At 62.4% G+C, this 25,207-nt stretch carries 24 protein-coding genes and 2 pseudogenes; 17 read left to right on the plus strand and 9 right to left on the minus strand.

All coding sequences use genetic code 11. The features are described from left to right. The first annotated feature begins 3 nt into the window (after window positions 1–3). The 9 genes from gspG to ACVILH_RS10985 all read left to right on the plus strand — a co-directional run bounded on the left by gspG (window position 4) and on the right by ACVILH_RS10985 (window position 7,486). Entirely contained in the window at window positions 4–507 is a 504-nt protein-coding gene (gspG, locus tag ACVILH_RS10945; protein WP_456712898.1) for a type II secretion system major pseudopilin GspG, read from the plus strand. Beyond that, the gene (locus ACVILH_RS10950; RefSeq protein WP_456712899.1) at window positions 504–926 is read left to right on the plus strand and encodes a type IV pilus modification PilV family protein; all 423 of its coding nucleotides are present in this window, start codon (window positions 504–506) and stop codon (window positions 924–926) included. The genes gspG and ACVILH_RS10950 overlap by 4 nt, the downstream gene beginning before the upstream one ends. A gap of 9 nt (window positions 927–935) precedes the next feature. Further along, window positions 936–1,610, plus strand: a complete 675-nt coding sequence (locus tag ACVILH_RS10955; RefSeq protein ID WP_456712900.1) for a prepilin-type N-terminal cleavage/methylation domain-containing protein — start codon at window positions 936–938, stop codon at window positions 1,608–1,610. Window positions 1,611–1,627: 17 nt separating this feature from the next. Then, window positions 1,628–2,461: a general secretion pathway protein GspK gene (locus tag ACVILH_RS10960; RefSeq protein ID WP_456712901.1), complete on the plus strand. Its 834-nt coding sequence runs from the start codon at window positions 1,628–1,630 to the stop codon at window positions 2,459–2,461. Next, the gene (locus ACVILH_RS10965; RefSeq protein ID WP_456712902.1) at window positions 2,458–4,248 is read left to right on the plus strand and encodes a GspE/PulE family protein; all 1,791 of its coding nucleotides are present in this window, start codon (window positions 2,458–2,460) and stop codon (window positions 4,246–4,248) included. Before ACVILH_RS10960 ends, ACVILH_RS10965 begins: the two co-directional genes overlap by 4 nt. A 9-nt stretch (window positions 4,249–4,257) precedes the next feature. After that, complete coding sequence (locus tag ACVILH_RS10970) at window positions 4,258–5,406, plus strand: PilN domain-containing protein (RefSeq protein ID WP_456712903.1); 1,149 nt, start codon at window positions 4,258–4,260, stop codon at window positions 5,404–5,406. Next, window positions 5,403–5,972, plus strand: a complete 570-nt coding sequence (gene gspM / locus ACVILH_RS10975; RefSeq protein WP_456712904.1) for a type II secretion system protein GspM — start codon at window positions 5,403–5,405, stop codon at window positions 5,970–5,972. The genes ACVILH_RS10970 and gspM overlap by 4 nt, the downstream gene beginning before the upstream one ends. Before the next feature lie 23 nt (window positions 5,973–5,995). Continuing rightward, complete coding sequence (locus ACVILH_RS10980; RefSeq protein ID WP_456712905.1) at window positions 5,996–6,487, plus strand: hypothetical protein; 492 nt, start codon at window positions 5,996–5,998, stop codon at window positions 6,485–6,487. Between the two features lie 327 nt (window positions 6,488–6,814). Further along, a complete protein-coding gene (locus ACVILH_RS10985; protein WP_456712906.1) occupies window positions 6,815–7,486 on the plus strand; it encodes a general secretion pathway protein GspK in 672 nt (223 codons plus the stop codon). A gap of 618 nt (window positions 7,487–8,104) precedes the next feature. Here ACVILH_RS10985 and ACVILH_RS10990 read toward each other — a convergent pair. From ACVILH_RS10990 to ACVILH_RS11000, 3 genes are all read right to left on the minus strand, one after another. Then, a complete protein-coding gene (locus tag ACVILH_RS10990) occupies window positions 8,105–8,551 on the minus strand; it encodes a hypothetical protein (RefSeq protein ID WP_456712907.1) in 447 nt (148 codons plus the stop codon). Further along, on the minus strand, window positions 8,539–11,847 hold the full coding sequence (locus tag ACVILH_RS10995; RefSeq protein ID WP_456712908.1) for an RHS repeat-associated core domain-containing protein: 3,309 nt from the start codon (window positions 11,845–11,847) through the stop codon (window positions 8,539–8,541). Before ACVILH_RS10995 ends, ACVILH_RS10990 begins: the two co-directional genes overlap by 13 nt. Window positions 11,848–12,112: 265 nt before the next feature. Next, window positions 12,113–13,153 (minus strand): DUF6531 domain-containing protein, encoded by a 1,041-nt coding sequence (locus tag ACVILH_RS11000; protein WP_456712909.1) that lies wholly within the window; start codon window positions 13,151–13,153, stop codon window positions 12,113–12,115. A gap of 2,228 nt (window positions 13,154–15,381) precedes the next feature. Here ACVILH_RS11000 and ACVILH_RS11005 point away from each other — a divergent pair. The 6 genes and pseudogenes from ACVILH_RS11005 to ACVILH_RS11030 all read left to right on the plus strand — a co-directional run bounded on the left by ACVILH_RS11005 (window position 15,382) and on the right by ACVILH_RS11030 (window position 18,748). Continuing rightward, complete coding sequence (locus ACVILH_RS11005; protein ID WP_456716943.1) at window positions 15,382–15,663, plus strand: type II toxin-antitoxin system RelE/ParE family toxin; 282 nt, start codon at window positions 15,382–15,384, stop codon at window positions 15,661–15,663. Window positions 15,664–15,674: 11 nt separating this feature from the next. Next, window positions 15,675–15,980, plus strand: a complete 306-nt coding sequence (locus ACVILH_RS11010; protein WP_456712910.1) for a HigA family addiction module antitoxin — start codon at window positions 15,675–15,677, stop codon at window positions 15,978–15,980. Window positions 15,981–16,054: 74 nt separating this feature from the next. Then, on the plus strand, window positions 16,055–16,201 hold the full coding sequence (locus tag ACVILH_RS11015) for a hypothetical protein (RefSeq protein ID WP_456712911.1): 147 nt from the start codon (window positions 16,055–16,057) through the stop codon (window positions 16,199–16,201). Window positions 16,202–16,814: 613 nt separating this feature from the next. Next, window positions 16,815–17,261: pseudogene (locus tag ACVILH_RS11020) on the plus strand (PAS domain-containing protein); the annotation flags it as partial. A gap of 531 nt (window positions 17,262–17,792) precedes the next feature. Then, window positions 17,793–18,228: pseudogene (locus ACVILH_RS11025) on the plus strand (methyl-accepting chemotaxis protein); the annotation flags it as partial. Between the two features lie 334 nt (window positions 18,229–18,562). Next, window positions 18,563–18,748 (plus strand): hypothetical protein, encoded by a 186-nt coding sequence (locus ACVILH_RS11030; protein ID WP_456712912.1) that lies wholly within the window; start codon window positions 18,563–18,565, stop codon window positions 18,746–18,748. Window positions 18,749–18,757: 9 nt separating this feature from the next. Here ACVILH_RS11030 and ubiG read toward each other — a convergent pair whose 3' ends face one another. The 4 genes from ubiG to ACVILH_RS11050 all read right to left on the minus strand — a co-directional run bounded on the left by ubiG (window position 18,758) and on the right by ACVILH_RS11050 (window position 21,280). Continuing rightward, window positions 18,758–19,540: a bifunctional 2-polyprenyl-6-hydroxyphenol methylase/3-demethylubiquinol 3-O-methyltransferase UbiG gene (gene ubiG, locus ACVILH_RS11035; RefSeq protein WP_456712913.1), complete on the minus strand. Its 783-nt coding sequence runs from the start codon at window positions 19,538–19,540 to the stop codon at window positions 18,758–18,760. 26 nt (window positions 19,541–19,566) lie between these two features. Beyond that, window positions 19,567–19,962, minus strand: coding sequence for a DUF4149 domain-containing protein (locus tag ACVILH_RS11040; protein WP_456712914.1), 396 nt, complete (start codon window positions 19,960–19,962; stop codon window positions 19,567–19,569). Continuing rightward, the gene (locus tag ACVILH_RS11045) at window positions 19,959–20,774 is read right to left on the minus strand and encodes a methyltransferase family protein (RefSeq protein ID WP_456712915.1); all 816 of its coding nucleotides are present in this window, start codon (window positions 20,772–20,774) and stop codon (window positions 19,959–19,961) included. The genes ACVILH_RS11040 and ACVILH_RS11045 overlap by 4 nt, the downstream gene beginning before the upstream one ends. Window positions 20,775–20,869: 95 nt before the next feature. Then, window positions 20,870–21,280 (minus strand): flagellar basal body rod protein FlgC, encoded by a 411-nt coding sequence (locus ACVILH_RS11050; protein ID WP_456712916.1) that lies wholly within the window; start codon window positions 21,278–21,280, stop codon window positions 20,870–20,872. 191 nt (window positions 21,281–21,471) lie between these two features. Here ACVILH_RS11050 and ACVILH_RS11055 point away from each other — a divergent pair, with 191 nt between their 5' ends. Further along, on the plus strand, window positions 21,472–23,103 hold the full coding sequence (locus ACVILH_RS11055) for a hypothetical protein (RefSeq protein WP_456712917.1): 1,632 nt from the start codon (window positions 21,472–21,474) through the stop codon (window positions 23,101–23,103). On the opposite strand, the gene ACVILH_RS11060 is transcribed toward ACVILH_RS11055, so the two are convergent. Then, window positions 23,082–23,396: a hypothetical protein gene (locus ACVILH_RS11060; protein WP_456712918.1), complete on the minus strand. Its 315-nt coding sequence runs from the start codon at window positions 23,394–23,396 to the stop codon at window positions 23,082–23,084. The two genes, ACVILH_RS11055 and ACVILH_RS11060, sit on opposite strands and share 22 nt — an antisense overlap. Window positions 23,397–23,479: 83 nt before the next feature. Continuing rightward, window positions 23,480–23,872, minus strand: coding sequence for a hypothetical protein (locus tag ACVILH_RS11065; protein WP_456712919.1), 393 nt, complete (start codon window positions 23,870–23,872; stop codon window positions 23,480–23,482). 216 nt (window positions 23,873–24,088) lie between these two features. Between ACVILH_RS11065 and ACVILH_RS11070 the strand changes: the two genes are divergently transcribed. Further along, window positions 24,089–25,039: a sugar-binding transcriptional regulator gene (locus tag ACVILH_RS11070; RefSeq protein ID WP_456712920.1), complete on the plus strand. Its 951-nt coding sequence runs from the start codon at window positions 24,089–24,091 to the stop codon at window positions 25,037–25,039. The last annotated feature ends 168 nt before the right edge of the window (window positions 25,040–25,207 follow it).

Raw genomic sequence — 25,207 nt, forward strand, 5'->3', positions numbered from 1 at the left:
GCGATGATGCTGGGGTGGACGGGGGGGATCAGGGACGTCGTGAAGTATGGAGTTGCGGCGTGGCGCGGACGGCGGCGATTGCGCCGCGGCGGCCAAGGTGAGGCGGGATTCACCCTGGTCGAGATGCTGGTCGTCATCACGATCATTGGCCTCATCATGGGATTGGTCGGACCCCGCGTGCTGAGCTATCTCTCCGACTCCAAGCTCAAGACCGCGCGGATCCAGATCCGCAGCCTGTCGTCGGCGCTCGACCTCTATCATCTCGATAATGGCCGCTATCCGACCGCAGCCGAGGGACTCGGCGCTCTGGTCCAGAAGCCTGCCGCGGCAACTAGCTGGAACGGACCCTATCTGAGCGGCACGTCGGTCCCGAGCGATCCGTGGGGACGGCCCTACGTCTACAGATTTCCGGGGCAACATGGCGCCTATGACATCGTTTCGCTCGGGCCGGAGGGGCGCGAGGACGAGGCCTCCGCCAACGCTAATGTGACGAGCTGGCAGCCATGACGGCCGCTGCGGCAGCCATGACCGACGAGGACGAAGCCGGCTTCACGCTGGTGGAGGTCATCGTCGCGCTGGCCATGCTGTCACTCGGTCTCAGCCTGGTGATGAGCCTGTTTTCGACGGGTCTGGCTCGGGTAGGAATGGCCGAACGTCTGGCAGGAGCCGTGTCGCTGGCGCAATCGGTCTTGGCGCAGGTCGGCACTGCTATCCCTCTGCTTATCGAGGCGCGCGACGGCACCGACGCGAGCGGCTATCGGTGGCACCTCGAGGTGCAGCCCTATCGTTCGGAGAAGGGCGGCGATGCCCGGCCGGTCGAGCTGTACCAGGTCTCCGTCCAGATCAGCTGGCAGGAGGGGCAGGACCCGCGCTCATTTGCACTCTCGACGCTTCGTCTCGGACCCAGAGCCGCCAAGTCGCAGTGAGCAGTGTTGATGACCGCGTCAGAAGCAGTCGAACGGAATGACAGCAGTGCGGGCTTCACCCTGGTCGAGGTCCTGGTTGCGCTCGCACTGCTCAGCCTGCTAGCCGTCGTGCTGTTCGACAGCGTCAAGTTCGGGCTGCAGGCCTGGCGCAGCGGCAGCGCGCGCGCCGACGCGTTCCAGCGCGAGCTTGCGGCCCAGGATCTGCTGCGGCGGCTGATCGGCAATCTGTATCCGATGATGCTAGGCGAGGGCGCAGCCCAGCGCCGGATCGATTTCGATGGCCGGGCCGAGAGCCTCGAATTCCTGAGCGATGCACCGGCCGTCTCCGGCGGCGCCGGCCGGTTCCGCTTCAAGCTGTTAGCCGACCGCCAGCGCGATCACGTCGACCTCGTGCTGCAGGCCCGTCCCGAATTGGCCGTGACCCAGAATTCGGAGCGGACTCTGCTGATGTCGAACATTGACCGGGTCGAATTCAGCTATGCGGGGAGAGCGGCGGGGAGCGACAATGCAGGGTGGAGCAACAGCTGGCAGGAGCAGACCGATAGTCCGGGCCTGATCCGCCTTCGCGTCCTCATGCGTCCCGGCGACGGACGTAACTGGCCGGAGCTGGTGATTGCGCCACGCGTGCAGGCCGACGTGGCTTGCGTCTATGACGCGCTCACGATGCGCTGCCGCGGGCGCTAGCAGAGAGGAAGGACGACATGCCGGTCGTGTCGGTGCTTTGGGGTCTGACGCTGCTGACGGTCGTCTCGCTTTCGCTGTCTTGGTCGGGCAGCGTCTCGTACAGCCTTGCTCACAACGGCATCGAGCACGCCAGTCTCGACACGCTCGTCGAAGCCGGCGTCAACGCCGCCATCGATGGCCTGCTCGAGACGAACGCGGAGCGCCGCTGGCGCGCCGACGGTAGTCTCCACAAGGTCGATTTCAACGGCACGCAGATCGGCATCAGGGTTCAGGACGAACTGGGACAGATCGACGTCAGTCAGACCGACGAGGCCATGCTGAACAGCCTGCTGCAATCCGCGGGGTTGGATGTGCAGGCTGCCGGCAGCTTGACCGACAAAATCGTCAATTGGCGTACTGCGACTTCGCTGAAACACCTGAACGACGCCAAGGACCGCGACTACGCCTCGCGCAATGCCACCTACCATCCGCGCAACGGTCCGTTCCATCGCGTGGGCGAGCTCTTGCTGGTGATGGATATGATGCCCGCGACCTTTGAGCGGATTGCGCCGGCGCTGACGGTCCACTCGGGGCGGCAGTTCGTCCATCCGCAACTCGCGCCGCGCGAGGTGTTGCGCGTGTTGCCCGGAATGACGGCACAGAGTGCCGAGGCTGCCATCGCTGCGCGTGACGGCGGCCGTGCCAGCTCCGGTCTGGTCGAGGGCAATCCGATGACGGTTCTGCGCGGCCGCGCCTTCACGATCAGAACAGAGTTCTCCTTCTCGTCCCGCATGGTGCAGGGCGACGTTGCAATTCAACTGACCGAGAACCCGCAGCAACCCTACTGGGTGCTGAGCTGGACAATGAGATGACAGAACACGCGATGGCGATGCCTCGCCAGGACCCTGTCGCTGCTGCAAGCGTCCGCCCGCCGCACGCATCGCCGCGCCATCTCGTGTTCGAAACCGACAGGGCCGAGCTGCTGCGACGGTTCGGCGAATTCCTGCTGGCGGAGAACGTCCTCGATCGTCTGAGTCTCGACCGGGCCGGCCGGGCGTCCCAGACGACCGGCGACCGGCTGGACACCGTCCTGACCAAGCTCGGGCTGGTGCCGGAAGCAGGTCTCGTTGCGGCTCTTGCGAAATTTTTGGCTATCGATCTGGTGCGTGCCGGCGATGTTCCGTCCGAGCCCGTCCTGCCACAGCTGGTCGAAGCGGAGTTCGTGCGTCACAATCGGGTGCTGCCGCTCGGAAGCCACGATGGCAAGCTGACCGTCGGCGTGACGGATCCGTTCAACCACGATCCGGTCCGGGCGCTGGCATTCCTGACAGCGATGTCAGTCGATATGCGGCTGTTTACGGCGGCAGAGTTCGACAAGGCATGCGGCGCGCTCTATCCGATCCATGCGAATCATGACGAGACCCGCATTGTCGGCGGCATGGAAGCCAACGAGGCCGACGTCCAGCGGCTGCGTGATCTGGCGAGCGAAGCGCCGATCATTCGCCTAGTCAACCAGATCATCGCCAATGCGGTCGAGGGGCGCGCATCGGATATTCACATCGAGCCGAACGTGGATCAGGTGCTCGTGCGCTACCGGGTCGACGGCGTGTTACGTTCTGTTCAGGTGCTCTCTGCGGATCTGCGGGCGGCGATCACGTCGCGTGTCAAGATCATGTCGAAGCTCGACATTGCCGAGCGCCGGCTACCCCAGGACGGACGCATCAAGATCGCCGTTCGCGGCATCGACATCGACTTCCGCGTCTCGACGATTCCGACGGCCTTTGGCGAAAGCGTGGTGCTGCGCGTGCTCGACCGCAACCGCGTGAGTCTGGACTTCGCCGAGCTAGGGTTCTCGGACGAGCACATCGCCACGCTGCACGCCCTGTTGCAGCAGCCCAACGGCATCATTTTGGTGACGGGGCCAACCGGCAGCGGCAAGACGACCACCTTGTATACGGCGCTGAAGGCGCTGAACAACACGGAGCGCAAGATCTTCTCAGTGGAGGATCCGATCGAGTACCAGATGCCCGGCATCAACCAGGTCCAGGTCCAGTCGGATATCGGACTGACGTTTCCGCACGCGCTGCGCTCGATCCTTCGGCAGGATCCGGACATCATCATGATCGGCGAAATCCGCGATCTCGAGACGGCGCGCATCGCCATTCAGGCGTCGCTGACCGGGCATCTCGTGCTCTCGACGCTTCACACCAACAACGCGGCATCCGCCATTACCCGCCTGATCGACATCGGTGTCGAGAACTATCTGCTGGCATCGACGCTGAAAGGCGTGATTGCGCAGCGCCTGGTCCGCAGATTGTGCCGCCGCTGCTCGAGCAACTATCCGCAGGCGAGCTATTGGGCTGAGAGCTTCGAGCGTTCGATGACTGGACTCCGTGCGCGCGGAGAACCCGACATTCGCCAGGCGCTGGGCTGCTCCGCTTGCGGCAATGTCGGCTTCTCCGGACGTTCGACCATTGCGGAGATGCTGGTCGTCGACGAGGCCTGTCAGAGCCTGATCCTGGCCAGGGCGCCGGATACGGCGATCGAGCGCGCCGCCCGGGAGCAGGGCATGCAGAGCATGTATGACACAGGGGTCCGGAAGGTCTGGGGCGGCGAGACCACGATCGAGGAGGTCCTGCGCGCGACGCGCATGGGATAGGGCGGCAGGATGGCGATGAATCAGAGCAAGGACAAGGCAGCGCTGCTGGCCGCGGCTGGTGCGGCGAGCCTCCGCGAATGGGCGCAATCGGCGGTCGCGTGGTGGTGCAGGGAAGCGCTTGATCTGCTGCCGCAGCGCATTGCGGCCGCGCTCGCGCCGGCCGGTAGGCCGAGACTTCTGGTCGATCGCAGCGAAAGCGGGCTCCGGCTTCGGCTGGGTGATCTCGGATCCGGAACGGAGGTCTGTGAAACGGCCGTTCCCGAGCAGGTCCCGGCGGGGATAGCGGCCATGCTGAAGCGCCATGGTCTGGATCCGCGCGAAGTCGATCTGGGCCTGCGTTTGCCGGAGGAGCGCGTTTTCCGCCGAGACCTCGTCCTTCCGCGAGAGGCGAGGAACGCCATTGATACCATCGTCCCGCTGGACCTGTTGCGCCGGACGCCCTTCAAGGCGGACGACATCTATTGCGACCACTCGAGTGCTGTATGGGCTGACGGCCGGATCGCGGTTCGGCAGTGGGTGATGCGGCGTGATGACGTGCAGCAGGCGGCCGATCAGCTCGGACTAGCGGTCGGGCAGGTCGCCTTCGTCGTGTTCGGCGACGATCGTGCCTCGCCCTCAATCCGGCTCGCGCGTCCGACAGCTGTCCGCAAGACCTCCACGATCGCGATCGCGGTGCTTGGCTGTCTGGCCATCCTTCTTGGGACTGGCATCGCGGCCCTGACATTGGTCCGGCAGCAGGCCACGCTGGATCGGCTGGATGTCGAGATCGCTGGCGCGCGGAAGAGCGCAGAGCGCGTTCGGGCCATGGTGGACCAATTGCGGGAGCGTCGGACGACGCTGTCGCGCCTTCGCCTGCAACGCAGCGAAGTGCCGGGGTTGATCGACGTCTGGGACGAAGCCTCGCGCATTCTGCCGAAACATTCCTGGCTAACCGAATTGCGTCTCATAGAGGGAGCTGACCCACGGAGCGCAGCCGTCGTGATGACCGGGTTCTCGGCCGCGGCGCCGACTCTGATCAACACGCTCGGCGGATCGAGACTGTTCGTAGACGCCGCGCTGACGTCACCAGTAGCATTGGATCCGATCGAGAGCCGGGAACGCTTTTCAATCCAGGCGAGGATTCGGGTGCCCGATGCCTTCAAGGAGGTTTCGCAATGAGCGAATGGACGAAGCGCAGGGACGAGGTTGGACGCCGAGGCTTGTTCCTCGTGGTCAACCTCGCGCTTCTCGCGCTGTTGTTCTGGGGGGGCGTAGTGCCGATCGAGGCGATGTTCGCCGAGAGGGACGCGCGAATCCAACAACAACAGGCTCTCTTGGCACGGCTGAGCTCCATCGCTGCGCAAGCATCCGCAATCGAAGGCCTTGCCTCCGAAACGGAGTCGCAGTTTCAAAATGGGGAGTTTCTGACGGGGACGAATGAGAACGTGATTGGTGCCGACCTGCAGACGAAGCTGAAGACGATTATGGGCAATTCCGGCGCTCAGTCCCGTGCGATTCAGTCGCTGCCGCGCCGGGTCGTCGATCAGATCAAGTACAGCGGGGCGCGTATTGACTTTTCAGGGCCATTGCCGGCCGTCATGCGGGCCGTTCACGCCGTCGAGAGTGCAAGACCATATTTGTTTATTACTGCTGCGGTGCTCAAAAGCGGGCCGGCGCTGCGTCCGGGAATGGTCGAGGAGCCAGTGCTTCAGGCGCAGCTCGACATCTACGGGGCCGTGCAATGAGGAGTCCGGCGCGATGGCGGGTGATGCCGCAGGCCGGCGTGCTTGTGGTCCTGGCGTGTCTTGATCTGCTGCTCGCAGCCAGGTTCGCGACGTTGAGCATGGGCGAGGAGGGATCCACATCCGGCCGCGGGGCGTGGGACGCCCCGGTGCCCAGCGCAATAGCCAGCGTGGCTGGGCGCCAGCCTGTGGAGACGTATGCCGAGATCCTACATCATCCGGTATTCCAAAGGTCGCGCGAGCCTTTCGTTCCGCCTCCCCCGGCGCCGCCTTCACCGTTGCCGATCGTTGCTCCGCCCCCCGCGTCCACTGACCCCGGCCTCCTGGTCGCTGGGGTGGTGATCAATCGCGGCAACAGCAAGGCCTATCTGCTCAGCAAGGTCGGCGGAGGCGCAGGTTCTTGGATCATCGAAAATGAGACATTTCAGGGGTGGCGGGTGACATCGATCGCCCCATCGGGTGTTCGGATCGAACAGGCAGGGCGAGCGATCGAATTGCAGCTTTACCCGAAAAACTGACAGAAAATTGGGCTGATCCGCAGATAGTCGATCGCCGAGGAGGAGCAAGAAGTGCCGTTCGCGCTTGGCTCAGCTTCGCAGCCACACTATAGGAGCTTCGTCTCCCACACATGTTTTCGAAACTATCGCCCGCCAAGCGAACTTCGGAGCAAAGCTATCTGAGAGACCAGAATTGCCAGTCATAATGGTCGTGTGGATCCTCACACTATTGACGACGGTGTCGCTGTCGCTGCTTTGGGGGAGCGAGGCGTCCTACAGGCTTGCCCGCAACGATTCTGAAATTGCACGTCTTAGTGCGACTGCAGACGCGGCGCTGGCCTGCGCGCTGTGCTGGGCTTGTTTGATCAAGAATCTGATCGCCGTTGGCAGTCAGGCGGAGGCGAGGTTCATCTTCTCCACTTCGGCGAAGCCGAGATCCGTATCGTAATTCAGGACGAACTGGGTAAGATCGACATCAACCAGGCCGCCCCCGCCTTGCTCGCCAGTTTGTTGCGCTCGGCGGGGCTAAACGCGGATGCGGCAGCCCAGCTTGCGGACAAGATCGTGGACTGGCGAACCACGACCGAATTGAAGCATCTCAATGGTACCAAAGAGTTCGATTATCGCATGGCGAACAGTCCACATCGCCCGCGCAACGGCCCGTTTCAGAGCGTCGACGAGCTCCTTCTTGTCATGGACATGACGCCGGCTCTCTTCCAGCGAATCGAACCGGCCGTGACGGTCTATTCCGGAAGCCAGTTCGTTGATCCGCGGCATGCCACACCTGAAGCTCTGGCGGCTCTGCCCGATGTGATCAGAAAGCAAGGGACATCCTCAGATGCGCCGCTTCCGTTTCCAATCAGTGCGAACGAAAACCCAGCATCATCATTGCGCGGCCGCGCCTTTACGATCCGCATCGAATTCACAAATTCAGGTCAGGTTTTTCGATATCGAGCTGTCATTCGAATCACGGACGACCCGGTAAACCCCTATTTTCTGCTGAGCTGGAAAACGAGGTAAGCGCGGTACCGCGTTCTGTCAGATGCGCTATGTCTTTGGCACAGGATCTTGGCTATTCCTGTTTTCGGAACGGCACTATGCTGAATTAGGTAGTCCTCAGCTAAAACTCGTTTTCTCGGCCTGATGGCGTGCTTCAGCCTACCAGTCGGTGACAGGGAAGCCGGAAAGTCTCGGCAACAGCTCTCGGCGATACGGCATCTCGTGTTCGTTGCTTCTCAAAAGAGACGGCTGCTCCGCGCGGAACCGAATGAAGCTGGGTCTTGACCGGACTAAGTTCAGGAATCCGTGATTGCAGATCAATCGTGATGCCTGATTCGGTTGTGCCGACCAGCGAGCGCCGCGGCGGCAATCGCTTGCGCAAGATCGGCGCGTCCGTGACGCGGACGCTGAGTGCAATGCCGCGGGACGTAGCCGTTTGATTTCATCCGTTTTGGAAAGCCGCTCTCTCCCTCAAGATTTCTGCGACAACCCCACACGGATGCTCATTGAGTTGGGACCCGCGCGTTGCGCTCCCAGCTAGCTTGAGGAGCTTCGAGTGTTCGCTAGGCTCATGAGAGGCGCTCAATGTCGCAGACAATCCCAAGACCTACTTAGAAAGATCGTCCGAAGCCGCCAAGACTAGAGCTTTGGCAGCGCGTCGATCGCTTCTTTATATGAGCTTGCTGCCCTGATGCGGCTGATGGCCTGGATAGCCGGCTCTTTGTCGAGATCGTACCGGTATCGGCTCTCGATCGCGTCAACGACCCTCCGCTTGTAGTCGGTTAAGGATAGCACCTTCTCGTTTGTTAGCACCGGAGCCGCGAATATCGATCCGAGCAGACGCAGGCCTATCCCCCTCAGGCCGCCGAACGGTCGAACGCGCACCCAATTGGCAATATCGAAGCTACGCCCCTGGGCGTCGAGAAGATACCAATCTCCATTGCGGGTTTGCAGAAGCGTATCCTGGAAAATGGATCTGGGGTGCGCACATAGCTCCAGAGGAGTGCCTGCTAGGTAGGTGTATCCCTGACGCCAAAGCAAAGCAGGATATGATATAGGAGGAAGTACTTCGGCTAATTGCGACATGTACAGCCTCTGTTAAGAGCAGAATTCGCTCCACCAGCGATGCTTCCAGCGCCGGAACCCGCCAACCAGCCAGGCACTCGCAACATCTGCCGGAGCGCTGGATTCCAAGTGTCCGCCTTCGTCATGCCTGCAAGACTCCGAGAGGGATCAGTCAACGCGTGCGTTAGGGGGGATACGTAGTTCCCATTCAGTGTACTATTCACGAAGTCGCGCATTGGACTGAAGTCGAGCGCAGGCATGTAGCTATCGTTGACGCTCTTGCCGGAGCGGCTTAACGGTCGAATGTACCTGTCCGGTATCCAATGGGAGAACTCTGTTCCGACACGCTTGAGCCTAGTCACTGATCCCAAGCCTCCACCGAGAGCACCCAACCCGGCGGACAGTGCAACTTGGCCGACATTGACGCAATTGAAGTCTCCGCCGTTCATCAATAGCTGTAGGCTGACATCTGTCACGGCTCCCATGACGGCGCCCATGATCATTGGAGCGACAAAGAACTCGCCCGTGGGATCCACATTGTGAACCGGATCGCCGCCTGCATAAAGATAAAGGCTCGGCCCACCGGCTAGCCCGATCGGATCTGCCTGCGTATATCGGCCGATCGATGCATCGTAATGCCGCTGCCAATTGTAGTGAAGCCCTGACTCGACCAGGAAGTACTGCCCCGGCAATCGCAGATTGTTGCTCGCAGTCCCTGTGATCGAGCGAACCTCACCGTAAGGCCAATACCACGCGTCCCAAACCACGGCCTGATTTGCGTCCGTCATCTTGCTCGGCCGATCCAGATGATCGGGGTGAATATACCACTGCTTGGGTGCCGACGTGTCCAGATCGGCGAAGAGCGCCAGGGGGGTCTCGTCGAGCCAGACATATTCGCGCTGGATCGTGCCGTTCGCACTGGCTTCGGCCAGCAGCTGTCCGGCGCCGTCGTAGACGTAGTGAGTGGTAGCGGATGGCGTCATATTTTGGGTCGTGCGCGAGGCCATGCGCTCGAGCCCGTCATAGACATAGCTCGCGATCACGGTCGTTCCGCTCGTAAGTCGGTCGAGTCGGTTGTGATTATTGTAACGGTAATTGTAGGTCGTGGTACCCCTGATATCGGTGATGATGTTGCCGGCTCCGTCATTTGTTACTCTGCGGAGTGTTGTCGTGCCTTCAGTCGTTCCGACGTATAAATTGCTGTTATACGGATAGCCGAGAACTCTCGTCGTCGTGGAGGTGCCGTTTGCGAAAACATCGCCCGTTCGATTGCCTACCGGATCCTGCCAATAGGTCTGTGTCCCCCAATCGCCGTAGACGTTCTGTAGCCGATGGCTCGGTGTAAAAACATAATTATCGGTCCGCGCAGAGACGTTGTTGTCCCAGACATTGGTGATCTCAAAATCATTGTACCAATAGGTGTACGCCCGATTGATAACCGAGTTCGAGCCCTGCTCGACGACGAATGTACTAAGATTGTAGTCCTGAGTGAATGTCTTCCATAAGATCAGACCGTTTCCATAGGAGAGTGACTGCAATTTCCCGAAGGGCTTGTAAGTCACCCATTTTGCGAGCAGCGTTTCGGCACCTGCTGCGCCCGCCTGCTGCGTTACCGTGTTCACGAGCCCCGTTGCGCCGCGATAATAGTTGACGATCCGGCCGGATGGATAAATGACGCGGGTCAAATTGCCATCGAGATCATAGGCATAGCCAACGACGTAGGTGATGCCTGCGGTCGTCTTTTTCTCCTGGATGATCTGCCCGAGCGTGTTGAAGGTCCATTCGATGCTACCTGACGCGTCGTCGATCCGGGTAAGGTGCCCAACGCCTTTGTTGTCGCCGGAGGTTCCATCCCAGGTAAGTGTCACGTTTTCACCTGGCGCAGCCGGGTATTGCTTGCTCAACAAGCGCCCTGCTAAGTCATAGGTCAGATTAGTAACGATCCCGCGCCCGTCAGTGATCTGGGTCGGCCGACCAGCAGCGTCGTAGACATAGAGGGTCGTACCCGTATCGGGGCTCGTTCGCTGGATTACGTCGCCAAAGCCGTTCCGCACGAAGGTGGTATTTAGAGAGCGCGGATCGCTATAGTTGGCGATTTCATTCCTTTCGTCGAGCGTGACGGTCTCGATATTGCCCTCCTCGTCCTTTGAATTGATAAGCCTGTTCAGTGAGTCGAACGACCAACCGAAGACATTGGAGCGCGGGTCGGTAAGAGAGATACGATTGTTGGTCTTGTCGTAACCATGAATCCACGTCTGATTCGAAGCTCCGATAAATTTCAGCAGTCGACCGAGTTCGTCGAATATCGCCGTTTGTGCTAACTGGACTGTCCCGTCAGATCCCTTGATCTGTCGCGCTGTGGCGTTGCCCATCGCGTCGCGGGTGAGGAGGATGGCTGAGCCAGCGCTATCTTGTATCTGAACCACCCGCCGCGCATCATCGTATGTATACGCCAGATACGCTCCGTTAGCGCGAGTCAATCTGGTGACATCCCCAACTGCATTGTATGTCAGTGACATCGTCGCGGCCAGTCCCGACGGGTCAACAGTGACGGTTAGCAATCGTCCGAGCGCGTCGTAGGTCAGGCTGGTAGTGATGCCGTTTGGATCGGTGACGAGCGTCGGTTGTCCGCGGTAATTGACGGAGTTGATGATCGTGACTTGTCCGATTTCGTTTGTGTATGAGGTGGGATAACCGTTGGAGTCGTACGAAAAAGAAACGGTATCACCGGTGCCGGGAAGGGGTCCGTCAACGCTTGTGAGCAGGGTGCCAGTATAGGTGAACTTCCAGGTTCGTGTCTGTCCGTTGGTCGAGTATGGCGCTGTCTGCGAGGTCGTGTCGGTTTGGGTTACCTGCGATAGCTGACCCGTGGGGGTCCAGGTGTAGGCCGTTGTCAAGCCGGAATCGATCTGTTGCGCCAATACATTGAACGTGGTGTCGTACACAAAGCGCGTCGTCGAAGCTGCTCCGCTCCCGCTTCCGCGTACGATTGACGTCGGGCGTCCATATGAATCCCTTGTATAGGCTGTGATGCGTCCTTCGTCATCGGCGACCTGACTAACTTGGCCAAGGGCATTGTAGCTGACAGATCGGGCCGAAGCAGGGCAATTCGTGCTCGCCTTGCCAGTCACGGTTGCTGCCTTCATCGTTCCCTCTCGTTTCGAAAACGAATAGGTCGCCTGCTTCCCGAGCGCGTTGGTAACTGTGCGGGTTACGGCAGCATCATCATAGACGATCGTGGTCAGGTCTGCGCCGCCAGCGTGCGTACTTGATACCGGGCGACCGTCCTGGTCGTAGGTCCATGTCGCGTAACGCACGCCTCGCGCGTCGGTAACTCCAGTGAGAAGGTCCGGATAATTCGTGTTCTCGTAATGATACGTTGTGGTGTCGATTTGCTGCCATACTCCTGCGTTCTTTTCTGACCTTGTGACTGTCGTCAGGTTTTCGTTCGTGTATCCGTAGTCGATCTTGAAGTATTCCGTAGGACCGGTGTTCTGCGCATAGGTGTAGAACGTTGCAGTCGAGACATGCAGAGGTACGCCCGATGCGCTTGTCTCGTACCGGAAATCAATAAATCGCGAATCAGCGAAACTGATGGAATCGATTCTCGTTGGGTGAACTGCAGTATTGGCAACGGCGCCTTTGCTGACGCCATTCCTTTCTGTGATCGACTGAGGCCAATAAGTATTCCCGCTCTGTATGAAAACGACAGTTCGATCGTTTTCGTCCTTGAACGTGAACGTGTTCGTGCCGCCATTGTTCGAGCTCGTCAGAGATACTTTTTGACTCGCTATAGGTGCTCGCGTAGACCCCCGGCGTTGGCTGATTGAAATCATATTCGATGCCGTCGGGCGAAAAAACGGAAACGCTGTTTCCGGCTAAAATCTCGTACTCGAAGTCGAAGTGCCACCTTGCTGTGCCGAGCCGTTTACCCGGCGTTCCCCGACTCCGATAGTGTCGTACCAAGCCGAGAGGCCGGGCTCCTCCTGACATAAAGTCGACCGCATCTTCCGCTTTCGAAGAACCTGAGAGGGAGATAGGGTTTCCGACGCTCGGATCAGTTGCGCACGGATCCGGCTGATTTTGCGGCTCAGGTGCGTGGCTGTTTGGAGGACCGCGGCTCGGGTCTTTGGTGCATATGCCCCTCTCCAGGCCGTAGCCCGAGACGCAGTCTGGCGGCGCGATGTCGATCTCGTACGCGACGCGCGTTGCGTCGGCAACATAGCAGACCAAGCTGCCGTTCGGACGGATGTCGACGCCGTTGAACTTCAGCGGAAGATGGACGTCGTATTCATAAAATGCGACAATGATATACTGCGGGTACTGAGCTGCAAGCTGACAAGCGTCCGCCGGCTTGACGACATACTGCGTGGTCAAGGGAATGTTGTTGACGACAATTGGATACCCTAATTGCGGGTTTGCGTCGGCTGCCGTTGCGACGAGTGCGAGAATGAAGCAAGCTGGCGCCAAGCGACGTAGTGTACGTATCCCCGCAGCAATCATCCCGCAAACGTGGACAAACACTAATGAAATAAGGGTGGAGTAAAAATCGGCGTCTTTGGTGCGGTTGGGGATGGGTTGAAAGGGTTTAGAAAGCTCGACCGCTCTCAGTGACAACATCATATGCGCCCGCCTGCGTTCCGTAAATCTACGGAAACATAAGATGGCGACGGCAGTTTACCTGCAATCACTGCGATGGCTTATCAACAACTTTAAGGCGCAGCTCGGACGTGATCAAATGGACCGGTCGGGGATGAATTGCCCGAAGATGTATGGCCGGGTTGTGCAACCGTTGAGATGTGTATTGGATGCGAGAAAGGCTAGGAAAGTGAGGGAGAGATTTATCTGAGTGGGCCGAACTCTGGGGCCCTGGAACGAGGGCTGATTGGTGATCGGTTAAGGGCGGATAGTTGACTTAGCAGAAGTCGGTCGCGGGATATCGGCTCTATACGGATTGCAGGCTCCAGCAGGATGAAGGCTCGGAAGCTTTGCAATTTGTAGATTGAGATTTCCTCGAAGTGCGATTCCGCTCCCGAAGATAAAGATTGCGCGTGGCGATATCCCGCTAGGCTCGGAAGCGTTCTGGTGCGGCGGTGTAGGTCGTTAGGCGGTGTGTCAGGGCTAATGGATCCGATCTCGGCGGCGAAGCGCTGCCAACGGTTACCCATTGAAGGCGGCGGGTTAGCGGAATGTCCAGCGGGTTCGATGCCGCATAGAGTCCTTGACCCGAGCGGCATCCGGCGCTTGATGCGGCCTGCGCCGAAAAGAGTCCGGCTGAGGACGCGGCCTGTGAACGACATGGGCCGAGGCCTCGAGAGTCAGGTGGAGACTGCCCCAGAGCATCAGTGTTGCGGCGTCGGCTCTCAACGGAGTGTCACCGCCGATGCAGAGTGCATTCAGCATGAGACGAGCCGGACGTTATCCTAAGGCGGTACCAGACGCTTAAGCTTGGCGTCGGCCTCGTAGGCGGTCGGGATGACCGTGAGGGTCTCCGGCATGCAAATCGGTCCGCTGCGAACGCCCCAGCGTCTCCGGAAAGCGGTTCTGAAAACTTTATCCCAGGTCCGAGTAGAAGCGTGGTCTGCGTCGCTTAGGCTTGCGCGGCTTCCGAAAGGACGGCCAATATGGCAAAGTATCGCATTGAACGAACGGGCGGCCTTCATTTTACTCGCATTGTTGCACCTTGAGGACGGCAAGGCGCAGGTGGCCTACGGACTTGCGCCCCGGGGCGCTCAACATCGACTTCCACTGCCCGCATGCCCGATGGCTCATTCAGCAGGCAGCATTGCGGGCAACCGTTGATGCCGCTGTAGACTTATCGCCAGGCTAATTCGTGTTGTCGCGTCCTTGACGTTGTCGGCGGCGGTCAGAGGAGGGAGCTCGGATAGTCGGCGGCGGTCGCGGACTTGGGGCCGGATGAACTTCCTTCGCTGGACTTGGGATATTCAAGTTTTAGTGATGTGACGGAACGAGGTGCTGGGTACACCAGGGGGTACACCGCAGAATAATAACATGAAAAAGAAAGTGAAATCAGTGTTATACAATGCTCGTGGATTCCGCCCCTGGGCACCACGCTTCGCCCTACGGGCTACGCGTGGCGCAGCCAAGCCGTAGCCCGCAGGGCGAAGCGTGCCCGGCGTAGCCACTTGGCGAAGCCGGGCGTTTGAGCCCCCCAAGCGTCAACTTGAGCCCCGCTCCCTGATCTCAGATCCACCCTGTCAAACAGCCTGCGGCTCACTGCAGCCGCCGCTGACGCTCATGCCGCCGCGATCTCGCAGGCCGATCGCCCCGAGCTCTGCTGCAGCTTGGCGTCCTCATCCAAAGAGAGGGCGCAGGGAAGGCCGAGTGCCGACTGGCACCCGCGGCCCCCGTGCGGAAGAGAATGCACGGGGCAGGAACCACAGGCTCAGCCGGAAACAACCCGGCCTTCCCTGCGCGATGGTTTGAACGGCTGCTCCGCGCTCTCCCAGGGGACCGGGCTTGCTTGCCCCCGTCATCGACATCGTCGCCGACCAAGACACCAGCGTCGGGGTGTCGGGACCACACGGCTTGACCGTCCGCGACACGACGTTCGTCCGCACCCCCTATGGAGATGCTGCGTCGCCCCGCGGCCACCACTCCCCGCCGCAACGTCCCGTGACGATCGCGATACGCCCCTCTCAGTGCGGGCGGGATGGCGGGAAATGTGGAGGTGATTTGCCCGACGACGCAAGGGGAATCAGCACGACGGGCAGTTTGCGCAGGGCTGAGATGCTCTGGCCGACGATATGTGAGTTGGTAGTAGCAGCGCGGACAACTCAGAGACCTCGCCATGGTTTGACGTATGTATCATGAGATGATACATGCGCGGCATGATCAGAAGCTTCCGGGACAGGATCGCTGAGGCTGTCTTCGATGGCGAGAACCCGAAGGGCTTTCCGTCCGATCTGTTGAAAGTGGCTCGCCGGAAGTTGCGTTACCTCAACGCCGCGGCAGGTCTCGGTGACTTGCGATCGCCGCCCGGCAATCGGCTGGAGCTGTTGACGGGAGATCGCCAGGGGCAGCATTCGATCCGCATCAACGATCAATTCCGAGTATGTTTCACCTGGACGGCCGACGGTCCGGCGAACGTCGAAATCGTCGACTATCACTGAAAGGCGCTGCAATGACCAGGAAGTTGAAGCCGATGCATCCCGGTGAAGTTCTGCGCGAGGAGTTTCTCACTCCGCTCGGGATGTCCGCCGGCGCGCTCGCCAAGGTATGCGGCCTGCCGCGAACCCGGATCGAGCGGATCGCGAGCGAGCAGACCAGCATCACCGCCGACACCGCACTCCGCCTCGCCAAGGCGCTGGATACGACGCCTGAGCTCTGGCTGAACCTGCAGACGGACTACGATGTCCAGATCGCGAAGCGCAGCCTCGGCAAGACGCTCGAGCGGATCGAGACGGTGAACAAGCCGCGAGCGGCGTGACCGGCAGCTGGCGCGGAGCAGGTCGGCTGTGAGAAGTTTTGTGTGCTGCACCGTAATTCGGACTTTGTCGAAAGGTGACGCATGTCGAGGCCGGCAAGGCCGATGTGGTCACGGCCAAGGCGTTCGTCCTCGAGGACGCCCGCCATTGGCATCAAGGCGGCAGTCTCGACGCCGCCCCCGTGACGTTGCTTGTCATCGACCTCCGTCGAAAAAGGAAGTAAGAAAACGACCATTAGGGAGTAACGGATCACATCGCTCGATGTGGCAGCCCGACGCAGAGCGCCCCGGCCACGAGATGGCGGAACCGGGCGCCGTGCCCAGCTTAATTATTAGTTGGCCGAAGAGCGTATCTGATAAACGGGGAAACTACTGGTCTATCGTTTTTTTAAGATGTTTTAATCGGACCTCGCCATCGTCGTTTCTGACGACAGGTGCTTCGAACCATCTGGCCATTAGAAACCAGACATCAACGAACAACTGGTCTGCGGATCCGACCTTGGTGCAATGAAAGATGCGAGTTTGTCCACCCAAGGCGGAACTCGACAAGTCTGCGAGAGCGTGCGCGACAAAAGCCCTGCGAGCCGCTCGTTTCTTATTTCGAAAAAAGCGAAGGTCGAGCGCCGGGATCGCGCGGGGCGTATCGCGCCGACTTTGTTTCGCAAATAGCTGACTTAGTTTCACAATCGACAGAGGGCTATCGGGTGAGTCTCTGACTTACTTCGTAGCGAGCAAGCCATCTTGGGGACGAACATGTTCAAGAATGCGATCAAGATCCGCGAGACCATGACGATCAGCCGCGAGGCGGCGAAGATTCCCGATAGTTCATTCCGTCAGATGGTCGAGCAGATGCCGGTGAACGTCATGCTCTGCGATCTGGACTTCACGATCATCTATGTCAATGAATCGACGCGCACGACGCTGCGCAAGATCGAGCATGTCCTGCCCGTGAAGGTCGACCGGTTGATTGGATCGTCGATCGACGTCTTCCACAAGAATCCGATGCATCAACGCCGCATGCTTGCGGACCCCAAAAACCTTCCGCACAAGGCGCGCATCACCATCGGCGGCGAAGTTCTCGATCTGCTCGTGACGGCCATCACGGACACGAGAGGCAGGTATCTGATGCCGATGTTGACCTGGCAGCTCGTGACCGACCAGGTCAGGATCGAGAATGAGACGGCGCGTCTCATGCAGATGGTCGACAACATGCCGACCAACGTCATGATGTGCGACCGGGATGTCAAGATCAACTACATCAACAAGACCAGCATCGAGACGCTCAGGCCGCTGCAGCATCTGCTGCGCGTTCCGGTGGACCAGATCCTGGGCGCCAGTATCGACGTGTTCCACAAGAATCCGGCGCATCAGCGCAGCATGCTGATGGATCCCAAGAACCTGCCTCACCGCGCCAAGATCAAGCTTGGCGACGAAATCCTGGACTTGCGGGTCTCCGCTCTGACCGACAAGAATGGCGAGTATCTGGCGCCCATGCTGACGTGGTCGGTGATCACGTCTGCGGTGAAGCTGTCCGACAGCGTCAAGGGGCTCGTGAGCACTCTGTCCTCCTTGTCAGGGGAGATGCAGGCGACCGCGCAGAGGCTGGCGGACGCGGCAGAGCAGACCAGTGAGCAATCCGCGGCAGTCGCGTCCGCGTCCGAGCAGCTGACGAGTTCCGTCAGCGAGATATCCCGTCAGCTCACCGATTGCACCCGGGTTGTCGACCAAGCCGTGACCGAGGCGACCAACTCCGAGCGGATGGTCTCCGGACTGGTGGAGGCCGCTGGAAAGATCGGAAGTGTCAGCGACGTCGTCGCCCAGATCGCCGGTCAGGACCAACCTGCTGGCTCTCAATGCCACGATCGAAGCGGCCCGCGCAGGCGATGCTGGAAAAGGCTTCGCGGTGGTCGCGTCCGAAGTCAAATCCCTCGCCAGCCAGACCGCCAAGGCAACGGACGAGATCGGGGATCACGTCAAGGGCATTCAGGAAGCCAGCCAATCCACCGCGCACGGCATCCAGGGGATCGCCGACATCATCAACAAGGTGAGCCAGATCAGCACGTCGATCTCCGGCGCGGTCGAGCAGCAGTCGGCGGCGACCAGAGAGGTGACGACGAACATCGCGGGCGTCCGGCAGGCGGCAACGGACACCGGCCAATCGTCGGGCAGTCTGCTGACTCTGTCGCATGACCTCGCGAAGATGTCGGGTGAGCTGGAGCAGCAGATCGGAGAGTTTCTCGCAAGACTCTAGGAGCGAGGACGACCTCGTCAGAGCGAGCATGTTCGGACGAGCCTGCCGTCGCGGCCTGCGAGAGCGCAGGCCGTGCCGACTCCTGGGGTAGTCGATCGTGTGAGGGGGATATCGGCGCGGTCGCGTCGTATCCTCGGTATTGGCCTCCCCTCGGCCGCGAACGCCCTCATCGTGAGGGCGAGGTCGTGCCGCGAGGTCGCGAAAACATGATCCGCGCCCGGTCCGCCGCCGTTCCATCGCGGCGCGCTGCCCGCTATCCTTGTTCGCGAGTCCATGCGCGAACCCTGGCGCGAACCCTGGCGCGAACCCTGGCGCGAACCCTGGAAAGTCCCCCATGTTCGTCGACCTGCCCGCTTATTGGCCTGACGATCCCAAGCCCGAGCGTCCGCCGCGGCGGCTGTCGGCCCGCGGCGAGAAGGTGCTGATCGGGCTGCTCGGCTTCAACATGGTGCTGCTGGTGGTCGCCCCGATCGGCGGGGTGACGCTGATCCACTGGCTGATCGCGGTGCTCGCGCGCTGATCGCGCGGCTCACGGCATGCGGCGATAGATCTGCAGATAGTTGGTCGAGGGCCGGCCGCCGATGCGCCAGCGCATCGTCAGCGGGTTGAGCTCGACCGCGACCGTCTCCACCGGCATGAAGCGATGCGGCGCGAGCAGGGTCTGCAACTCCGCGGGCTTGACGAAGCGGCGCCAGTCATGCGTGCCGCGCGGCAGCCAGCCGAGGATGTATTCCGCGCCGATGATCGCCTTCACGAACGAGACCGGCGTGCGGTTCAGGGTGCCGATCACGAGGATGCCGCCGGGGCGCACGAGATCGGCGACGTCGCCGACGAAGCGGACGAGATCGGCGACGTGCTCGACCACTTCGAGCGTCAGCACGATGTCGGCACGCAGGCCTTCCCTGACGAGGTCGTCCGGCACGGCGTGGCGATAGGCGACATCGGCGCCTTGTTTGCGGGCGTGGTCGGCGGCGACCAGCACGTTGCGCTCGGCGGCATCGATGCCGAGCGTCCTGGCGCCGAGCCGCGACAACGGCTCGGTCACGATGCCGGCGCCGCAGCCGACGTCGATGATGTCCAAGCCGGCCAGCGGCAGGTTCGCGGCTGGCTCGCGGCCGACCAGCGCGGGCAGGCGGTCGCAGAGATAGTTCACGCGCGCGGCGTTGAAGGCGTGGACGAGCTTGAACGCGCCGTCCGGCTTCCACCATTCTTCCGCAAGCCGCGAGAACCGCGCGATCTCGGCGGGGTCGATGGTCGAGGGGCCCTCGGCGGTGGCGGCGAAGGCGGGCTTCACGGCATCCTTGTAGAGCATCGCGTGGTCCTCTCTCCGCGGTGACGTTACTGCGCGAGGCGCAGCAGCACGCCGCCGCTCAGCACGATATGGATCAAGGTGAGCACGACCGAGGCGCCATGAAGGCGCTTGAAGCGGTTGGACTCGCCTGCGTCGGTGGCGCGGTTGATCGCAGGCATCAGGATCTGCCGCGCCACCACCGCGGTCAGCGCGATCGCGACCAGGGCGCCGCCTGCGAGCTCGTCGCCGGCCAGCGCCAGCAGGCCGGCGGCGGCCGCGGTTGCGATGACGAACAGATAGAAATGCGGGAAGGCGCGGCGGATCAGCGTACGCGTGGTCTCGATCGGCAGGGCGCTGAACAGGAACGGTGCGAAGCCGAACGAGAACAGCGTCATGCCGCCGAACAACAGCGCTGTCATGAGCAAAGCGGCGGCGTTGGTCATGGTGTGGGCTCTCCGCGGGCGGGCCAGCGCGGCAGGATGTAAGGCACGCGGGCGCGATAGGTTTCAAACCGCGCGCCATAGATGCCGGTGAAGCGTCGTTCCTTGAAGCGCGGCGCGAGCAGGCAATAGGCCGTCAGCACCGATGCGACCGCGAGCTGGTCCGGCGTCCACACCGGCACCGTCCAGAGCGACAGCGCGAACGACAGATAGATCGGCTGGCGGATCAGCGCGAACAGGCCTGTGACGGGCATGTCTGGAAAGCGCGGCGGCTTGTTCGCGGCCAGCGACAGCCAGCCGAGCGCGCCGGACTGCACCTCAACGCCGGCATCCCAGCTCGCCTTGATCAGCAGCAGCCAGGTGCTGGCATAGACGAGGCAGAGCACGACGAAGGCGGTACCTTCCGCGCGCCACCAGATCACGCCGCTCGGCGTCCACATCGCAAACAGCGACAACAGCTGCAGCGAGGCGATGATCGCGTAATGCGTCGTGGCGAGCGTCGCGCCATGCTGGCCGAGACGCGTCAGAAAGCGGCGGCCGGGGCCGAGCAGCAGCGAATGCACCAGCGGAAACTGCAGCAGCAGCGCGGCATTGGCGGCGAGCGACCACGGCCAGGACACGCGGCCAAGACTCTCGCTCATGCCGAAGAACATCGCGCCGATCATCGCCAGCACCGCGAGCGCGAACAGGATGTGGCAGACCAAGCCGGTGACGACGGCCGTCGCGATCCGGCTCGCGCCCGCAGGCGCAGCCAGCGCCGCGCGTAGCAGCGCCGTCAGGCGGGCGAGGTGGGAGATATTGGCCGGGGTGCTCACATTGCGGCTACGCCGGGGGCGGAGACGCGGATTTCAGCAGATCATCACGGATGCGTGAGCGTCGCAGTCAGGGGCGCGGCTCGGAGCGAGACGCCTCAGACCTTCATGTCGATGACGGTGCGGCTCATCTCGTCGCTCGCCTTCAGCACGCGCGCATTGGCGGCAAAGCTGTATTTGGCGACCAGCTGGCTGATCATCTCCTGGGCGAGATCGACATTGGGCGCAGCGACCAGGCCGTCCTTGTTGGCGAACGGCGCCGTCGGCTGGTAGCTCGGCGACGTCCCCTGGCTCGCCTTGGTGATGGTGGTCTGCGTGCCGCCGCCAGCGACATCGCTCTGCACCAGCGTCAGCGGATCATAGGCCTTCGGCGCACCCGGCGGCAGCGTGCCATCCGCATTCGGCAGGGCGCCGGTGCTCATCGCATTGGCGACGTTGGACGCCGACACCTCGAGCCGCCGCGAGGCTGCTTTCATGCCGGAGACTGCGTTGGAGGCGATCGGGCTCATGGGCGGCAGTTAAGCGCGCCGCGTGCGAAGCAAGTGTCAAGCCGGGCGGCGACATCCGAGCGTTCGACGCAAGGTTTCGTTCACCATGGCCTCGCCTCAGCCGTGGCATGATCACGGTGGATTGCTGCAGAAGCCGATTCCGGCCGGCCCCCCTTTCGCGGTAATTTCGCAACCTTCCAAGGAGTTTTGTCATGCCCAAATCCGGCACCCAGCCCGGTCTCGATCACCACGCCAGGAAGCTCGCCGTGGGGTTTGCCAAGGGGCGGCTGCCGCAGCCGACGCCGGAGCTCGAGCGCTTCCTGCTCAGCAACGCCACCGAGATCTTCGCGGCGTCCGAGGGCGTCTGCCGTCACATGCCGCCGGCCGGCGACGACGAGCCGCTCGGCATTGCCTATCTGTTCCTGCTGCAGATGCTGCTCGCGGGCCTGAACGAGCGGGCCAAGCGCGGCGCCAAGGAGGCCGCCGAGCTGATCGCGCGCTTCCAATCGGATCTCGCCGCCCGCGTGGAAGACGGCGAGATCGAGGGCACGCTGCTGGCCTATCTCGGCGGCGCGCTGCAGCAGGCCGGGATCGCCCCGTCCCCCGAGCTCACCGCGGCCTCGTCCGAGCTCGTCGACGAGGATGACGACGATGGGTTGCCGGGCGATATCGGCCAGGTGCTCGATGAGATACTCGAAGCCTGTGACGGCGATCCGTTCGAGATGGTGTCGTCGTTTGCAAACGGCGCGCATCTTCTCCCTGATGAAGCCAAGGCCGCCCTGGTCACGCATCTCGCGCGGCACGAGCAGCCGGATGCGCGCGCGGCCGCGGTGCTGTTCCTGCAGAACGGCAGCCCGACGGTGCGCAAGGAAGCCGCGGCGGTGCTGGCCGAGCGGGCCGCAACCTTGTCGCCGGTCGATCTCCGGCGTGTGATCGCGATGCGCAATTGGCGGCCGGAGCGCGAGCGCAAGGCCGTCGATGCCATCATCCAGAAGGCCCGCGCGGCGGGCGTCGATTGCGCCGCCTGGGACAAGGGAGCGGTGGATGAGCTCAAGTCCAGCCCGATCGACGGCTCCGGCGCGCAGTTGCTGATCGCGATCTCGCCGGTGGACCGCAAGACCAAACGGATGTCGACCATCTTCACCGGCGACGGGCTCTCCGAGGCGATGACCAGCGCGCCGCAACCGGTCCCGACGCTCAAGAAGCTGTTGGCGGAGCTGGCGACGCGCGGCCCGTTGCTGGACGTCAGCCGGGCTTTCATCGACCGCATGATCGCGCATCATCTCGCTCTCACCGTCAAGGCGGGCGAGGTGCCGTCCGCGGGGCTGCTGGAGGTCGCGGAAACGATCGGCGGCGCTGAGTGGCAGCCAGAGCGGATCGACTGCCGCGCGGCGCTCGACGCGCTGATGGCCGAGCTGCCGGACGATCTACGTGATCCGGACGACGTCGCCCAGGCGCTTTCCGACAGCGGTGAGATCTCGGAGCTCGACGAGATCGAAGGCTCCTGGTTCCTGGACGATCCCGAGCTGGAGCAGAAGGTGAAGAGCGCGAGCCAGCGCGCCCGCGAGAAGCTTCCCGCCAAGCTGCTGCAGGACAATGGCGCGATCGGCGCGCAGCGGAAGCGCTGGGCCGAGCTTTTCGTGCTGACCGCGCTGTGGATGCGCGAGGGGCCACCGGGCGAGTGGCTCAGTTGGGCCGATCTCGCCGTGGTCGCGCGCGCCGTGCTCGACGGCCATGATCTCTCGGAGATCGGGCTGATGCGCAACATTGCGGACCGGACCGTCGCGGCGCTCGCCCGCGAGGAGGACGACGACGACGATTTTCAGGACGACGATCTGTTCTGATCGTCGTGCAGGCAGGCCAGGGCGCCTGCGACATCCTCGGCGGTGGCCACGAGCACAAAGTCCCCGCGCGCCGCGCGAACGCCGCCGGTGACGACGACGGCGCGCTTCGGGCAGAGGCCGAAGCAGCTCGTCATGATGACGCGCGGCGGCTTGCGGCTGGACGGGGCGGCGAGCCTGCTCTCGCGCTTGATCGCCGTCTTGATCCCCTTGGCGTCGTTGCTGCGCTTCAGGCATTTGCGACAGACGAATACGGGGGCAGGGCGGCGCGGATGGATGATGGTGGGGGAAGCCATGACTCCGAGCTAGGTGTTCGGCCTGCGGGCCGCACCCCTCGCGATCGCGCGGCCGACGTGCGGCGAACGCGGTTCCGATGTCTTCAGTCCGCGGCGCGGCGGGCCAGCAGCCAGCGTGTGCCCAAGCCGATGGCGAGCGCGGGCAGCACGACCATCGCGCCGGCGACGACCGCGAGCACCAGCTCCAGCGGCCACAGATTGTGCGAGGTCGGATCAACAGCGGTATGCCGCCAGATCGGCACGATGACGATGCTCGGCACGGTGGCGATCATCACCTGCGCGATGCGCCGCGGCGCGGCTGCCGCGGTGACCACGAGGACATAGGTCAACAGCCCGAGCAGCAGCGCGCCCGGCAGGATCGCAAACCGGCCCTGGTTCAGCTCGGCATAAGTCAGCCGCCAATAGGGGAGGCCGATCGCCAGCACGACGGCGACATAGCCAAGCGCCAGCGCGGTGAAGCCCGTGACCATCTTCATGCCGCGAGACTTGCACGGCTCGGCTTAAGGGGATCTCACCGAGGGGAGTGAGCTATTGCCCGGTGGTCGGGCATATGATCTGCTCGAACGTCGCCGGCTGGGGATGTCGCTGGAGCGCGGTTCCCGCGGTCAGGACGGCCATGTCATAGTGCGGCTGACCCACGTCGGACGATGGTCCTGCGGGACAGGCAAATCGGAAGGAGACCGCGCGAAGTCATGGCGGGCAGCGACAGCGACAAATCACGCCTCGACGATGCCGCCCGCGCCGGCTGGCTGTATTTCATCGCCGGCCATACCCAGGACGAGATCGCCCGGATGCTGCAGGTGTCGCGCGCCTCGGCGCAGCGGCTTGTGTCGCTGTGCCTCGCCGAGCGGCTGATCACTTTTCGGCTCGAGCATCCGATCGCCTCCTGCATGGCGCTCGCCGCGCAGCTCAAGGAGCGGTTCGCGCTGGCGCATTGCGAGGTGGTGCCGACCGATCCGGCCGCGCCGACCGGCGCCGCAGGGATTGCCGAGCGCTGCGCCAATTTGCTGGAGACGACCCTGCGCGCGGAGACGCCGGTCATCATCGCGCTCGGCACGGGACGTGCGGTGCGCGCCGCGGTGGAGCGCGTCTCGCCGATCGATCGGCCGGAGCATCAGATCGTGTCGCTGGTCGGCAATATCCTGGCGGACGGCTCGGCGAGCTTCTTCGATACGGTGGGACGTCTTGCCGACCGCACCGGCGCGCGGCATTATCCGATGCCGCTGCCGTTCCTGATGGGGAGCGAGGACGAGCGCGACCGCATGGTGCGGCTCGATGCCATCGCCAAGGTCAAGGCGGTCGCCGACAAGGCCGACCTGAAGCTGGTCGGCATCGGCCAGATGGACCAGAAGGCGCAGATGCATGTCGACGGCTTCGTCACCCGCGACGAGCTCACCGAGATGATGCGGCTGGGCGCCATCGGCGAGATCACCGGCTGGGCCTATGATGCGAAGGGGCAGGTGATCGACGCCGGCATCAACCGCCGCCTGACCAGCATTCCGCCCGATGTGCCGGCGCGGGCGCTGACCATCGCGGCGGCGCTCGGACCTGCGAAGACCCCTGCCATTCGCGCGGCGCTGATGGGGCGGCTGATCAATGGCCTGATCACCGACGAGGCGACCGCGCGCGCGGTCCTGGGCTAAGCGCCGCGTTCGAAATCAGCTGCCTTTCAATCTCAAGCTATCAAACTCACCCGTCGCACAACCTGTGCGCGCTGGTGCGTGCTTGACAAACTCTGACCGTTGTTGTGAACATCAGCTCAGCCCGTGAGCATATGTTCAAAAGACACGGGAAGGGAGGAGACCGTGAAG

It is taken from the genome of Bradyrhizobium sp. USDA 4353 (assembly GCF_054063215.1).